We start from the raw sequence: 15,381 nt of genomic DNA on the forward strand, positions 1-15,381 counted from the left end.
TCTGCAAAACTGAATTATTCTTTTTGGTTGGTTTCGGCTAGACGTTGCTGCTTCAGGTTTTCCAACTGCTGCAACAGAGAGTCTACCTCTGCTTGTAAATGCATCAACTTAGCTTGCTGATCGTCTTGATAATAAGACTTGGTTAACTTACTAACCCAGTTAGCCTGGGATTCGCGATCGGAAACACTAGATAAACAAGTAGGCATCGCTAATTAAATCCAAAACTTAACTCACACCATTAGCAATATTATAATATTGCTTTTTTAAGCTTTCTTAAAATATTGTATATTTTCAATCAATTACTCTAATGGATTTTAGGTTCAATCATAAGAGACAGCGATTGTAATGGCTATGTTCCTGAGAAAACATTGCCTCAAATGTGCAAAATTTCTTTCCATTCGATGGTACTTAGCAATACTTAATTGATAGCTTGCCAATTCTAGTTGTATTAATTATTCTCGCTGTTATTGAGTAATTTACCTCAAAAATTCCCTGTAGATGATATTAAATTACGCCAGATTAGGAAAAAATCTAGGGGAAAGCACTTGCCTCTGGTGTATAGGACTTACGCAAAAAGGCAATGAAAGCCTTGATTTACCGTAGGGGCAATTCATGAATTGCCCCTACATTTCGTACTTGATGCGTAAGTCCTAGTGTAGAGTCTTTGTACCACTTGCCTACGGCACGCTCCGCGAACGTGGAAGCAAGCTAGCAAGAGCGTCTTTGTCAGCAGAAAGATAAAACTACCGCAAAGCAAAGGCAGATTACTGCGTATTTTAAGTTAAAAAATGCAGAGATGAAAGTGGTAAAATACACATTAAGGTGTTCGCAAAGGGACTAGCACAGAAGTGGCATTTTGCAAAGTATGAATAAGTGTTTCAGAGAGCTATTACGTAAGTCCGAGAAATTTGTCTATCATTTTTCACTTTTTCAGCATCCCCAGGTCGCCGTGGCGGTTATGATAAACTATTCTAAATAAAATAAAAATGGCAAAAATCAAACGCCTGTACCACAAAAAATAATATTCTTACATAATATTCTTTTGGAATTAGGGGACTTTTAACTGGAACAGGGCAAAGAAAAATTCACTTTCTTCCTCATTCCCGATTCTGGGCTTCCCTATGCCACCCTTTCTAAATATCCAATCCAATACATTAAGAAATTTTAAAACCCGTGACTTTGAGCCTGTCTGTTGCTAAATCTCATCGCCAACCCTGGCCAGGGCTGATAGAAGCCTATAGCGAATACTTGCCTGTTAGCGAAAAAACACCGATTGTGACTCTGTTGGAGGGTAACACACCCCTAATACCAGCGCCAGCGATCGCAGGACGCATTGGCAGACAAGTACGGGTTTTTGTAAAATACGACGGTTTGAATCCCACCGGCAGCTTCAAAGACCGGGGGATGACTATGGCAATTTCCAAAGCCAAGGAAGCTGGTGCAAAAGCAGTAATTTGTGCCAGCACCGGCAACACCTCAGCCTCAGCCGCCGCTTATGCAAGGCGTGCAGGCATGAATGCCTTTGTACTGATTCCCGACGGTTATGTGGCGCTGGGCAAATTAGCTCAAGCTTTACTCTACGGGGCAGAAGTGTTGGCAATTAAAGGTAATTTTGATCAAGCCCTCGAAATTGTCCGCGAGATGTCCGAAAGCTATCCGGTGACTTTGGTAAATTCTGTCAATCCCTACCGCCTAGAAGGGCAGAAAACAGCAGCCTTTGAAATAGTAGATGCGCTGGGTGATGCCCCAGACTGGCTCTGCATTCCTGTCGGCAATGCGGGAAATATCACAGCATATTGGATGGGATTTTGTCAATATCATCAAGATGGTAAATGCGATCGCTTACCCCGAATGATGGGATTTCAAGCCGCAGGTGCAGCCCCCTTAGTACACGGTCAGCCAGTAGCAAATCCCGAAACCCTAGCGACAGCAATTCGGATTGGTAACCCTGCGAGTTGGGAGTTAGCTGTTGCAGCCCAAACCGCAAGTCAGGGTAATTTCCACGCCGTTACCGATGCAGAAATTCTCGAAGCTTATCGACTTTTGGCAGCATCAGAAGGTATCTTCTGCGAACCTGCTAGCGCCGCTTCGGTAGCCGGATTGTTGCAGGTAAAAGACCAAATTCCTACAGGGGCGACAGTGGTTTGTGTCCTCACAGGGAATGGTCTAAAAGACCCAGATACAGCGATTAAACACAATCACAGTCAATTCAAACAGGGTATTGCAGCAAAATTGGGTGCAGTAGCCGAAGCAATGGGATTTTAAACACTCTAGAACTAAATGCGATCGTAATAGCTAATTGAAAAATTGCTTCGGCAAAGTCCAACAAAGGTATCGCAGCCAGGATTTTTCAGTCTGGGAAGTGTCAAAATAATCCTAGATAATTTTTAAACAACTAGTTGATCGTCTTGTAATGACGGAAACACACTCATGAATACAAGCCTCTAAATTTATTTATGGGGATTAAAAATTATTGAATTTTGAATGCGTGAATTTTGAATTTGGAGCAAAGCAACGTGACTCATTCTACTGATATTGCCACTTTAGCCCAGTGGATGGCAGCTGACTTTAGCAATCAAGAACAAGCTTTTGAAAATCCGCCTTTTTATGCCCACATTCGCGTGTGTATCCGTCCCCTTCCCTTAGAATTGTTCTCAGGAGTAAGTTTGTTTCTCGAACAAGCTTATGATTTTATGCTCAATCAACCCTACCGGATGCGGGTAATGAAGTTGATTCCGGCAGAAAACCACATTGTTATTGAACACTACACGGTTAAAGAAGAACAAAAATTTTACGGTGCATCTCGCGACCCCGAACGTTTAAAAGGTTTATGCGTTGACCAATTGGAAAAAATGTCAGGTTGCAACATGCTCGTAGAGTGGACAGGTAAAAGCTTTAAAGGCAAAGTTGAACCTGGAAAATGCTGCATTGTGGTTCGTGACGGCAAAAATACTTATCTGGATAACGAATTTGAGATTAGTGCTAAAGAATTTTCCAGCCTCGATAGGGGAAGAGATTTAGAAACCGATGAACATCTATGGGGTTCTATCGCCGGCCCATTTCACTTTGTCAAATGGGGTAGTTTTGCCGAAGAAGTCAAGGTGTAAGAAGTGAGGAGGGAGGAGGGAGGACTTGTCACAAGATAAGTAATACGATCGTCGCCTTTCACTAATTTATCAATAAACCTCATGCCCTGTGGAATAGACATCTCCGACAATGAATGTAGAGACGCGAAATTTCGCGTCTCTACAAGGGTTTCAGGTTACGCATATTTAATTTATGGAGATGTATAATATATGCTATAATAAAAAATCAGCACTTCCTACTGCATCGATCGCAGCCTCTAATGCGATCGCTACATGAGTCCAATGAGTCCCACCCTGACAATAAACCACATAGGGTTCACGTAAGGGTCCATCTGCTGATAATTCCAAGGTACTGCCTTCAATAAATGTCCCCCCAGCCATGACTACCTGGCTCTCATACCCCGGCATATCATCTGGAACAGGATCAAGATAGGAACCTATAGGAGAATGCTGTTGTATCGCCTTACAGAAAGCAATTAGCTTTTCGGCAGAACCAAGTTTGATTGCCTGAATTACATCTTTACGGGGAGCCAGAGGTTCGGGATTAACTGGATAACCGAGTTTGTCAAATACATAACCAGTTAAGTATGTCCCTTTCATCGCCTCTCCTACCATTTGTGGAGCCAGAAATAAGCCTTGGAACAGCAGACGATTTTGGTCAAAAGTAGCGCCGCCATAACTACCGATACCTGGAGCAGTCAGGCGACAGGCCGATGCTTCCACTAAGTCGGCACGACCGGCAACATAACCACCAGCGCTGACAATAGTACCACCAGGATTTTTAATCAATGACCCCGCCATTAAATCAGCACCTACGGCTGTAGGTTCCCTGGTTTCGATAAATTCGCCGTAGCAGTTATCCACAAAGCAAACGCTGTTCGGGTTTTGCTGTTTTACCAAATGGATGATTTTTTCAATATCGGCAATTGATAAACTAGGACGCCAAGAATAGCCACAAGAACGCTGAATTAACACTAAACGAGTGTTTTGGTTCACACTAGTAGTTAAAGCTTGCCAATCTATAGTTCCTTCTGGGGTTAGCTCCAATTGACGGTAATTTATGCCAAACTCGATAAGGGAGCCTTGACCTTGACCCCGTAAACCAATGACTTCTTCAAGCGTATCGTAGGGAGAACCGACCACTGCTAACATTTCATCTCCAGGACGGAGTACACCAAACAAAGCACAAGCGATCGCATGAGTTCCCGAAACGAACTGCACCCGCACGGCCGCAGCTTGGGCACCCATAACTTCAGCAAAAACTTTATCTAAAGTTTCTCGTCCTAAATCATCATGGCCATAGCCACTTACACCAGCGAAGTGGTGTGCGCCCACACGGTGATTACGAAAAGCATCCAGCACTCGTTTTAGATTATGCTTGACCTGAGTGTCAATTCCAGAAAAAATTTCTAATAGTGCCTGTTCTGCTTGCCGCAGCTGTTCTAAACTGTTCATCAGTTCCTCGTTCAAAAAAAATTAAATTTATAGATATGCGGATTTTAAGATCGCGCAGACTAGGCTGGAAAAATCAAATTCAGGTTACTGCATGACAATTGCTACCTCAACAAAACCTCAAATTAACTGGGTTAATACCCTGTTTTTCATTGGACTGCACATCGGCGCTTTATTTGCCTTTGTTCCTGGTAACTTTAGCTGGACGGCAGTTGGTGTGGGTTTCTTGCTGTACTGGGTAACTGGCGGCTTAGGCGTTACTCTAGGATTTCATCGCCTTGTCACCCACCGCAGTTTTCAAACTCCCAAGTGGCTAGAGTATCTCCTGGTTTTCTTTGGGACACTCTCGTGTCAAGGAGGCCCAATCGAGTGGATCGGGACACATCGCATTCATCATCTAAACTCTGATAAGGACACTGATCCCCATGATTCTAATAAAGGCTTCTGGTGGAGCCACATGGGTTGGCTGACTCATTATTGTCCCGCTCACGCTGATGTTCCTCGTTTCACCAAAGACATTGCCGAAGACCCAGTTTATCAGTTTTTAGAAAAATATTTCATTTTGATCCAGGTTGCTCTAGGCGTATTGCTTTTACTTTGGGGTGGCTGGCCTTTTGTTATTTGGGGAATTTTTGTTCGCATTGTCTGGGTTTACCACTGCACTTGGTTGGTGAACAGCGCTACTCATAAATTTGGCTATCAGAGCTATGATTCTGGCGATCGCTCAACTAATTGCTGGTGGGTAGCCGTACTAGTTTTTGGTGAAGGCTGGCATAATAACCATCATGCTTTTCAATACTCGGCTCGTCATGGGCTGGAATGGTGGGAAATCGATTTAACTTGGATGACTGTTCAATTGCTGCAAGCAGTTGGTCTGGCTACTAATGTGAAGTTAGCCCCAACAAAAGTTAGTTAGGAGTTAGGAGTTAGGAGTTCGGAGTTCGGAGTTCGGATGTGTAACATTTTTAACTCCTCACTCACCACTTCTAACTCCTAATTTTTCAAAAAGCTATTTACGGGTGCGCTTGTGTCGGTTAGATTGCTATAATCCAAAGCGCTAATATTAAGAATTTTTGCTGGAAGTCACTTTTTGAGTGACTTTGTAGAGGAGTTTGTTGTTTTTCAGGTGTCCATGACTACATCAATAATTAATAGCCAGAAACTAAGTGACGAGCCTGGTAATTCCGACTTTAGGCTCAAAGATATTGTCAAAACCCTGCCACGGGAATGTTTTCAGCAGAACCGTCGCAAAGCTTGGACACAAGTACTGCTCAGTGTCTTGGCGGTTGCCTTGGGCTATTACAGCCTGATCGTTACTCCTTGGTTTCTCTTGCCCCTAGCTTGGATTTTTACGGGTACTGCTTTAACAGGTTTTTTTGTAATTGGCCATGATTGTGGTCACAGGTCTTTTGCCAAACGTCGTTGGGTAAATGATTTGGTGGGGCATTTCTTCATGATGCCGTTAATTTACCCTTTTCACAGTTGGCGGATTAAGCATAATTATCACCATACTCATACCAACAAGCTGGATGAGGACAACGCTTGGCATCCAATCAGACCAGAAGTGTTTGAAAATTGGGATAAAACCCGGCAGTCTGCTTTTAAGCTGTTCATGCGTAAACGCTTATGGTGGGTAGGTTCCATTGGACATTGGGCTGTTGTGCATTTTGATTGGCGGAACTTCAAAACTAAAGACCAATCGAGTATCAAGCTTTCGGTGGCTGTAGTAGTGGTGTTTGCTGCGATCGCTTTTCCGATTCTCATCGCCACAACTGGTATCTGGGGATTTGTCAAATTTTGGCTAGTACCCTGGATGATTTACCATTTTTGGATGAGTACTTTTACTATTGTTCACCACACTGCCGCAGATGTTCCTTTTAGGACAGCGAATAAATGGAACGAAGCTTTAGCACAGTTATTTGGCACTATTCATTGCGATTATCCGCGCTGGGTAGAAATCCTGTGCCACGATATCAATGTTCATGTCCCTCATCATATTTCCACTGCGATTCCTTCTTATAATTTGCGGTTAGCTTACAGCAGCATCAAAGAAAATTGGCAGCCTTATCTCCATGATGAGTGTCAGTTTTCTTGGCCTTTAATGAAGCAGATTACAGACCAATGTCAACTATACACAACTGATGTTGGCTATAAGACTTTCAACGAACATTACAGAGAGCAATAAATAGCGCTGTGATTACACTCATGCTCTTGAATCAACGAGAGCGTTTATCATGCTGTGTTTAAATAAAATCTGGCAGTTTTTTACTGAATAAAATTTTAGATAAATTGCCAGAAATTATCCTCTTGTGTGTTAGCGATCGCTAGTTTCGTGGGCATCCTAGAAATGAGATAATTTTGTCTCAAATAAAGTTCCGATTTATATCTAACAAAAGAATCCAGTGCAATTAGATACCATCAGTTTGAACAATCCTCTTAGCAGTGAAACCTCTGAGGATACGACTAAATTACCTTTCACTCTTCAAGATTTAAAAGGTGCAATTCCTGCTGAATGCTTTCAGCCCAATGTGACAAAATCACTTTTTTACTTCTTTCGTGACATCTTGATTATCGGTCTGCTTTATGCAGCTGCTCATTACCTGGATTCTTGGCTTTTCTTCCCGATTTTCTGGCTAATGCAAGGAACGATGTTTTGGGCTTTGTTTGTAGTCGGGCATGACTGTGGACACCAATCTTTTTCTAAGCATAAATGGCTCAATGATTTGATTGGGCATCTTTCTCACACACCAATACTTGTTCCTTATCATGGTTGGCGGATTAGTCACAGAACTCATCACAAAAATACTGGCAATATTGATAACGATGAAAGCTGGTATCCTGTGACAGAATCACAATATAAGGAGATGCCTTTAGCCCAGAAGATAGGCAGATATTATGTTTTTCTCTTGGCTTATCCTGTCTATTTGTTTAAGCGTTCTCCTAATAAGGAAGGCTCACACTTTTTGCCCAGCAGTTCGCTTTTCAAACCCTCGGAAAAATGGGATGTCATCACTAGCACTGTACTTTTGATTGGCATGGTAGGTTTGCTAGGTTTTCTTACCTACCAATGGGGTTGGATATGGTTGCTCAAATATTACGCTGTGCCTTACCTTGTATTCATAGTTTGGCTAGATTTGGTGACATTCTTGCACCACACTGAGCCAGAGCTTCCTTGGTATCGTGGAGAAGATTGGACTTTCTTAAAAGGCGCAATTTCTAGTATTGATCGTAATTATGGTTTGGTTAATCATATCCATCACGATATCGGTACTCATGTTGCTCACCATATATTCCTTAACATCCCTCACTACAATTTGCTGAAAGCAACTGAGGCAATAAAACCACTGATGGGTGAATATTTCCACAAATCGGAAGAACCAATTTGGAAGTCAGTATGGAATTCATGTATCAGTTGCCATTTTGTCCCTGATACTGGTAGTAAGGTTTACTACACATCCAATAATAAGTTAGCTAAAGACTAAGATTCAAATTCCCGGCTTCTTTAAAAAAGTCGGGAATCTTGTATTTTCGTCAATGCTTTCTGACTATTGACCATTTAGCACTGCCTGTAGATAAACTTTTAGAAAAGTTGTATTAAAGATTACTTAAATACTTTACTAAAACTTACCTTTTGAGGCGCGTTGGCGTAGCCCGCCGCAGGCATCGCATATTACATTATTAATGATTCTAATTCTGGCAGTATTTGAGCGTCCTTAGCCTGCGGTAAATTTCAACTTCCTAGCTGTAAAATAAAATATAGATGACGTTTGCCGATTCTAGGGCAGATCGTAACTTTTGCGCTAGAACTTATTCCCCGCTTGTGCAGAAGACACCAGTTAAGTTTATCTAGATGTAGTGACTTAATACGATTACCTGCTAGGGTTATAAATCAGCACAGATTAGACTATATATAGTATAGAGAATTTACCCAAAAGTGTTTCCAACTTTAAAATCAGAGGTATCAATGATTATAACTAATTTTAGTAAACAAAGAAATGAATTTAAAGAACCTAAAGTACTTAAAGCTAAACCACATTGGCAAGGGCAAAATTTGAGCGATACTCCTGTCAAAGGTAAAGATACCAAGACGGAAGATCCTGCACCTGATAGCTCGATTTTAAATAGCTTGAATCGTGGTCGAGTTGCTATTTTTATTGATGGCTTAAGCTTATTTCATACAGCTTTACAACTCGGTATAGAAATCGACTATGTTAAATTGCTTTGTCATTTAACTAACGGTTCAAGACTGTTGCGTGCGTTCTTCTATACTGGGGTTGATATTACTAATGAAAAACAACAGGGTTTTCTATTGTGGATGCGTCGTAATGGCTATCGTGTAGTAGCTAAAGATATCACGCAACCAGCAGAAAATTTCAAAAAATCAAATCTGAACGTAGAAATTGCTGTAGATATGATAACTTTAGCTCCTTATTATGATACTGCGATTTTAGTCAGTGGCGATGGGGATCTAGCTTATGCTGTAAACGCTGTTAGCAGAATGGGGGTTCGGGTGGAAGTGGTGAGTCTACAAAATACCATTAGTGAAAGTTTGATTGATGTTGCTGACTGCTTTATTGACCTTGATAGTATTAAAACACACATTCAAAAAGATTCTAATGTTGGCTATAGTTATCGCACGCCGTCAAATTCAAACCTTTAACTATAGCGATTCTCACTTCGGTGCATACAGTAGTCACCTCACCCCGTATGACACAAAGCACTCCCCTCTCCTTGACAAAGAGAGGGGTTGGGGATGAGGTTAAAAAATATACATCATGCAAACAAGAATACGCAAAGACTACCAGACGCGGTGAAAGAACTCTCCTTTGTCTTCTTCAGTCCCATTTTGCTCAGACCTAATTTAAATGGATATTTTAATCGTTGAAGATGAACCAGAAATTGCTCATTTAATCGAACTCTCTTTAGAAAAAGAAGGATTTTTTTGTCGCACTAGCCGCGATGGCATGAATGCTTTGCGGATGTTTCAGGAACAACCACCTGATTTAATCATTCTAGATTTAATGATTCCTGGTTTGGATGGGTTAGAAGTTTGTGCAAGAATTCGTCAGAAACCAGGTGCAAAAGATCCTTACATTTTGATGCTTACGGCTAAGGGTGAGGAAATCGATCGCGTCATTGGTCTGTCTACTGGTGCTGACGATTACATGGTCAAACCCTTTAGCCCCAGAGAGTTGGTAGCTAGGGTACGGGCATTATTGCGGCGTAGCCTCCGCCAAGGGGGACAGCATCAAGTCAATCGTACTCAACACTTTATTGTCGATGTAGACCAACGCACTGCTAGTCGTCAGATGGATTCTCAGGAGGTTGAAATTTTGGATTTAACTACCCTAGAATTTAACTTGCTAACTACCTTTGTCAGCAATCCTGGTCGAGTTTGGAACCGCACTCAACTAATTGATAAACTTTGGGGAGATAACTTTTTTGGGGATGAACGAGTGGTGGATACTCATGTAGCTCGGTTGCGAAAAAAGATTGAGCCTGATTCGGCAAATCCTACTTTTATTAAAACTGTTGTTGGGGTGGGCTATAAATTTGAAGATCCTCTGGTAGGCTAAATCTTATGAAAATAGGGCTGAGAGGGCGCCTATTTCTCTCCCACTTAGTAGTCATGATCGTGGGGGTAGCTAGTTTGGTGAGCATCAGCAAAATTTCTTCCCCTCGTTTGTTTGTACTGCATTTGGAACGATTAGAAAATCAGGGGTTTGACTTAATCGATGTTCGTACTGAATTGGTTGCAGGATTTGAACTTGCTTGGCAACGAAGCACTATTTGGTCAGTGTTAGTTGGCACCACTGCCGCCGGAGGATTAAGTTACTGGGTGTCCAGACGGATTATGCAGAGGTTGACCGAGATGGAACAAATCACCCAAAAATTTGCTGCTGGTCAGATGGATGCACGACTACCGATGTCTGACATTCCAGAACTTAATGGATTGGGTGCTAGTTTCAACCTGATGGCAGCCAGTTTAGAAGGGGTAGAAGCGCGGCGGCGAGAAGTAATTGGAGACATGACCCATGAATTACGGACACCGTTAACAGTGGTGCGCGGTTATTTGGAAGAACTGGCTGATGGAGAAATTGAAGCGTCTCCTGAAATTTATCGGCGTTTAGCTAGAGAAACTAGGCGGTTAGAGCGGTTGGTAAACGATTTACAAGAACTGTCTAAGGCAGAAGCTGGTTATTTGCCAATTAATATCCAACGGGTAAATTTGCGTCCGTTGTTAGAGTCATTAGTGGAGAAATTCACTGACCAGCTGTTGGAAGATGGGCCAGTTCTGGTATTGGAATGTCCATCTGTGCTGCCTCCTGTATTGGCAGATATTGACCGCACAGAACAGGTGTTGGTTAATTTGCTAGGTAATGCAGTACGTTACACGAATGAAGGTTCAATTACTATTCGTGTTGGGACTGAAGCTTCTCTTCTCTGGATTGCGGTTATAGATACAGGTATTGGTATCGCTCCAGAGAATTTGCCCCATGTGTTTGAGCGCTTCTGGCGAGCCGATCAATCGCGCGATCGCCATTCGGGAGGTACTGGTATTGGCTTAACTATTTCCCGTCGTTTGATTGAACTACAAGGCGGTCAGATTCAGGTAGAAAGCGAGTTGGGAGTTGGCAGTACGTTTCGGTTTTTTCTGCCTTTGGCTTAAGTTCAGGAGGCAGGAGGCAGGAGATACAAGGGATTGACATAAAGTAGTCACTGCTGTGTCATACGCAATTGCTAATTTGAAAGTATCCAAAGTCTTTGTTTTTTGATGGATGCCGAGATTTTGGAAGTGCATAGAGTATAACATTATGTCTGCTTTTATTTTGGCTGCTTTTTTGGTTAGTTTACTCAGTGTTTCGGGTTACGCTGCGATCGCTTACCTGTTCCCTCGAAATGGTTCCCAAGACTGAGCAAATAACAATTCAAAATTCAAAAATAGGAATTTTGATCGATTGCAATGTGATACAAACCGTTTCAATCTATAATAGGGATTTTGATGAATTGCAATAGGCATTAAAAAATATTGACAAATCATATTCTGCCGTTTCAATCCCTAATAGGGATTTTGATGGATTGCAATTCGCAGTATGGAAATATTTAGGGGCTGAAACTTTACGTTTCAATCCTTAATAAACCGACTTTCCGCACTTCATCGTGTAATATGCGTAGATTTCCCATAGGTGGAAAAAAATGGTTAAATCAACAACATAAATCGCCAATGGTATTCAATATTAATACTTAATAATTTGAACATTATTAGGAATTTTTATTGAAAAGATAGATAATACATTTTGAAGTGCGGAATGTGGGATAAACATCACCGAAAGATACCAATACCACTCTGTTAGGCAATTCCAACAAGCGATGGCCAATTGCAAACCTCAGTCCTGAAGAGTTAAGGATATGGGAAAACTCTAGGTAACTATTCCCGCAGGGTAGGAACCCGAAGGTTAACGCTGTCGGTTCGCAGAGTAAAAACTAATGGGATTAAAATCGCTGACCTGTGGTAACTTCAAATCTAACTTCTCCTTGGTTGCTAATTCCTAAGTCGCCTCGAATCAACCCAAAAGATGACTTGACTCGCAATCCTAAGCCGTAACCAAAGCCACTTCCAGGCTTGTTTCGCAGGACTCCTGGTTCTCCTAATACGGTTTCGCTAGACCCAAAATCTGAGGCGAGGTCAGTAAAGAGAACTCCTCCGATTGACTGTAAAATTGGAAAACGATATTCAACCGAAGCTAAACCATAACTGCGACCACTGGCAACTTTACCATAACCATAACCTCTGACAGAATTTAGCCCACCAATATTAAAGGCATCTGCTGGTGGAAAGTCTCCAACAGTCGTACCAATTTGTAAATTAATCGCCAACATTTCTGGATTGTCAGTTAGTCTACCATTCCCTATCCAACTGACTGGTAAATACTGAATATAGTCTCCCTGTAGGCGGTTGCTGGAAATATTGCCTAGTCCAATAGGTATCGCTTGTTCTGTGCTGAGGGTGAGGATTGATCCTTGAGTCGGATTGTCTTTGCGATCGCGTTGATCTCTGGATACAGCAAATGATACTGTAAATAGATCATCAATACCAGTACCGCTCACAGATAGGGGACTCCCTAATCTATCCACTTGTACAACGTTATATTCTCCATCGCGTAGGCTAATTCTGGTATAGTTGAGAGCCACTGATGTATTCCACTTATCAAAACCTCGTAAAAGTGCCACAGAACCGCCAAATCTTCCCTCTCGCACTTTGTTGCCGTTAGACAATCTGATATCTTCGTTGAACGTTCCCGATATATTTCGACTACGAAAACCTCTAATGCTATAGCCTAAGCGGTTTGGTTCTCCAGGACGATAAGGACTAGTGAATTGACCATTAAACTGGACATCTTTACTGCTCAACTGTACAGTTGTATCTAATTTATCGTTAAGACCGCTAATATTTGCATCTTTGTAACCCACGCGACCGTATAGCCCAACATCATCGTTATTTCCGCCTCCTAATATTAGAGAAGGAAAGTGACGCTCTTTGATTTTATAGATGATATTAACACTGTTTGCATCTTCTTCTCGATCGACATTTACTTGATTAAATGACTCTAATCTCCTCAATCGTTGCAAGTCTGCTTGAAGTAAATCTTCACGGAATACTTGACCAGGTTTGAGTCTTAGCAAACCAATGATAAAATCTGTCTGAGTCCGCCCTTTGATCGGCTGACCTTTATCATCAAACAACTCACCTTTGTCATTAATAAAACGAATTTGGATGTCTTTGACAACTTTTTGGGAAAATTCAAGGGTCTGGTTATCTCCTGAAGTCCCCCCTATATAATCAGCATATTTGGGATACTCTCCTATATGGATCGTAGCTTGTGGGGTCACAATACCACTAGATGTATCCTGAGTAGAAGATTGCGAGTCTGCAAGAGCTTCTAGATTTTTAGCACCCACTAACATTAGTGCGATGCCTACGGCGGCAAGCAACGCAACTACAGTTATTTGAACTTGCATATTGAAAATCCGTTAGTGTTATTAACTTTACCACGTAGAGCGGATATCTTGTGCGTAACTTCTAGATGAACCTTGCTATTGGGTATCCCAAAATCCGGTTGCTTGTGCCAGTACTCAGTCTATGGCAGACTGTCTTCAGATTGCGACGCCGAATAAATAGCCCGTCGTAGACATCGCTCTTGATAAAGTCCTCAAAGCTTTAGAAGTTGCGCTGCTGCCAGAAAAAGGTATAGTCTGGGAAATATAACCTCTTACCGAAAACTATGACAGAGGAATACTCAGGTTTTAAGCTCTTATTTGGCTTTTTTAGAGACAATATTCTGACGACTGACGCCTTTATTCTGTTCAATAATTATAGGAGTAAATAATGATATGATTGGGATTGCGATCGCAGGCACTGGATTTGGTCAAAAAGTCCACATCCCTGGATTCCAAGCACATCCTCAAACTGAGGTAGTTGCTGTTTATCACCGAGATATAAATAAAGCTAAAACTATAGCAGAATCCCATAATATCCCCCACGCTTCCGATTCACTTACAGATATTGTGGCATTACCAGAAGTGCAAGCAGTTAGCATCTCGACGCCGCCATTTTTGCACTATGAAATGGCAAAAACTGTATTGCAAGCTGGGAAACATTTATTTTTAGAAAAACCGACAACTTTAAATGCAGTTGAGGCTAAAGAACTTTATCAGTTAGCTAAACAAAAAAGCGTAATTGCGACTGTAGATTTTGAATTTCGCTTTGTACCAGGATGGCAGTTGTTTGCTGAATTGTTGTCAGAAAATTATGTGGGTAAGTTGCGCTTAATTAAAATTGATTGGTTAGGTTCTTCTCGTGCTGATACTTCCCGCCCTTGGAATTGGTATTCTGATAAGAATAAAGGAGGCGGTGCATTGGGATCTTTGGGTTCCCACGTCTTCGATTATATTCACTGGTTATTCGGCCCAGTCCGTAGATTAAACGCCCATTTAACTACTGCTATTCCTACACGAGTTGACCCTGTTAGTGGGGAATCCAAGCCAGTGGATACAGATGACAACTGTATATTAACACTGGAATTAGCAGATGGTACACCTTGCCAACTTTCTATCAGTGCGGTGGTTCATGCACCAAGAACTCATTGGGTAGAAGTATATGGCGATCGCGGTACATTAATTGTAGGCAGTGAAAATCAAAAAGATTATATCCACGGTTTTCGTGTTTGGAGTTCCCAGGTAGGTAAACCTTTGACGGAAATAGAAATACCAAATCGGTTAATTTTTCCCAAAAATTATGCTGATGGGCGCATTTCGGCATTTATCCGCGTAGTAGACCAATGGATGCAAGGAATTGACCACAATCAAGAAATTATACCATCGCTGCGAGAAGGAATTTATTCTCAGTTATTGATGGATTTATCTCATGAATCGCATCAAAAAGCAAGTTGGGTAGATGTTCCCAGCTTGGAAGAATTTCTTAGCAACTAGAGAGAAAATGAGCAAAACTCCCCGTATTCGTATCCCGCCGGAAGTAAAGAAATATGTTTTTCAACGTGACAAATACCAGTGTCAACGCTGCGGTAAAACTACTATAGAAACTAACCTCAGTATTGACCATATCATTCCCCTTGCCCCTAGCGGTCAACATGATATCAGCAATTTACAAACCCTTTGTTTAACCTGCAATCAGCAGAAAACAGATAACATTGATCCCCGCTTCCGGCGATATTTTCAGCTTTAGGTTAGGATCGGATGGGCTATTAGTTTCTGATTATCTAAGTAAGTGGGCGCAAATAATCATCACTGGCTCGTAGTTGCGCTAAAGCGCAAGAGGGCGCAA

General features: G+C 41.7%; 13 protein-coding genes. 10 read left to right on the top strand and 3 right to left on the bottom strand.

What is annotated here, in order from left to right:
• Positions 1 to 14: 14 nt before the first annotated feature.
• Positions 15 to 206 (bottom strand): hypothetical protein, encoded by a 192-nt coding sequence (locus V7K32_RS16715; protein ID WP_334994953.1) that lies wholly within the window; start codon positions 204 to 206, stop codon positions 15 to 17.
• A 967-nt stretch (positions 207 to 1,173) separates the two neighbouring features.
• Between V7K32_RS16715 and thrC the strand changes: the two genes are divergently transcribed.
• The gene (gene thrC / locus V7K32_RS16720) at positions 1,174 to 2,265 is read left to right on the top strand and encodes a threonine synthase (protein ID WP_334994954.1); all 1,092 of its coding nucleotides are present in this window, start codon (positions 1,174 to 1,176) and stop codon (positions 2,263 to 2,265) included.
• A gap of 251 nt (positions 2,266 to 2,516) precedes the next feature.
• Entirely contained in the window at positions 2,517 to 3,107 is a 591-nt protein-coding gene (locus tag V7K32_RS16725) for a chromophore lyase CpcT/CpeT (protein WP_334994955.1), read from the top strand.
• Between the two features lie 192 nt (positions 3,108 to 3,299).
• On the opposite strand, the gene V7K32_RS16730 is transcribed toward V7K32_RS16725, so the two are convergent.
• The gene (locus V7K32_RS16730) at positions 3,300 to 4,541 is read right to left on the bottom strand and encodes a methionine gamma-lyase family protein (RefSeq protein WP_334994956.1); all 1,242 of its coding nucleotides are present in this window, start codon (positions 4,539 to 4,541) and stop codon (positions 3,300 to 3,302) included.
• A 91-nt stretch (positions 4,542 to 4,632) separates the two neighbouring features.
• Here V7K32_RS16730 and V7K32_RS16735 point away from each other — a divergent pair, with 91 nt between their 5' ends.
• The 6 genes from V7K32_RS16735 to V7K32_RS16760 all read left to right on the top strand — a co-directional run bounded on the left by V7K32_RS16735 (position 4,633) and on the right by V7K32_RS16760 (position 11,208).
• On the top strand, positions 4,633 to 5,454 hold the full coding sequence (locus tag V7K32_RS16735) for an acyl-CoA desaturase (RefSeq protein ID WP_334994957.1): 822 nt from the start codon (positions 4,633 to 4,635) through the stop codon (positions 5,452 to 5,454).
• A gap of 216 nt (positions 5,455 to 5,670) precedes the next feature.
• Positions 5,671 to 6,723: a fatty acid desaturase gene (locus V7K32_RS16740; RefSeq protein WP_334994958.1), complete on the top strand. Its 1,053-nt coding sequence runs from the start codon at positions 5,671 to 5,673 to the stop codon at positions 6,721 to 6,723.
• A gap of 217 nt (positions 6,724 to 6,940) precedes the next feature.
• Positions 6,941 to 8,020, top strand: coding sequence for a fatty acid desaturase (locus V7K32_RS16745; RefSeq protein WP_334994959.1), 1,080 nt, complete (start codon positions 6,941 to 6,943; stop codon positions 8,018 to 8,020).
• Positions 8,021 to 8,502: 482 nt separating this feature from the next.
• Positions 8,503 to 9,198, top strand: a complete 696-nt coding sequence (locus V7K32_RS16750) for a LabA-like NYN domain-containing protein (RefSeq protein WP_334994960.1) — start codon at positions 8,503 to 8,505, stop codon at positions 9,196 to 9,198.
• 205 nt (positions 9,199 to 9,403) lie between these two features.
• Positions 9,404 to 10,114 (top strand): response regulator transcription factor, encoded by a 711-nt coding sequence (locus V7K32_RS16755; protein ID WP_324978015.1) that lies wholly within the window; start codon positions 9,404 to 9,406, stop codon positions 10,112 to 10,114.
• A gap of 5 nt (positions 10,115 to 10,119) precedes the next feature.
• On the top strand, positions 10,120 to 11,208 hold the full coding sequence (locus V7K32_RS16760; RefSeq protein ID WP_334994961.1) for a sensor histidine kinase: 1,089 nt from the start codon (positions 10,120 to 10,122) through the stop codon (positions 11,206 to 11,208).
• Between the two features lie 824 nt (positions 11,209 to 12,032).
• Here the strand turns inward: V7K32_RS16760 and V7K32_RS16765 are convergent.
• Positions 12,033 to 13,559 (bottom strand): BamA/TamA family outer membrane protein, encoded by a 1,527-nt coding sequence (locus tag V7K32_RS16765; RefSeq protein ID WP_334994962.1) that lies wholly within the window; start codon positions 13,557 to 13,559, stop codon positions 12,033 to 12,035.
• Between the two features lie 372 nt (positions 13,560 to 13,931).
• Here V7K32_RS16765 and V7K32_RS16770 point away from each other — a divergent pair, with 372 nt between their 5' ends.
• Both V7K32_RS16770 and V7K32_RS16775 read left to right on the top strand, forming a co-directional pair.
• Positions 13,932 to 15,029, top strand: coding sequence for a Gfo/Idh/MocA family protein (locus tag V7K32_RS16770; RefSeq protein WP_334994963.1), 1,098 nt, complete (start codon positions 13,932 to 13,934; stop codon positions 15,027 to 15,029).
• Positions 15,030 to 15,036: 7 nt separating this feature from the next.
• On the top strand, positions 15,037 to 15,282 hold the full coding sequence (locus tag V7K32_RS16775; protein WP_334994964.1) for an HNH endonuclease: 246 nt from the start codon (positions 15,037 to 15,039) through the stop codon (positions 15,280 to 15,282).
• Positions 15,283 to 15,381: the final 99 nt, after the last annotated feature.

This window comes from Nostoc sp. (assembly GCF_036917635.1).
Classification (GTDB): Bacteria; Cyanobacteriota; Cyanobacteriia; order Cyanobacteriales; family Nostocaceae; genus Nostoc.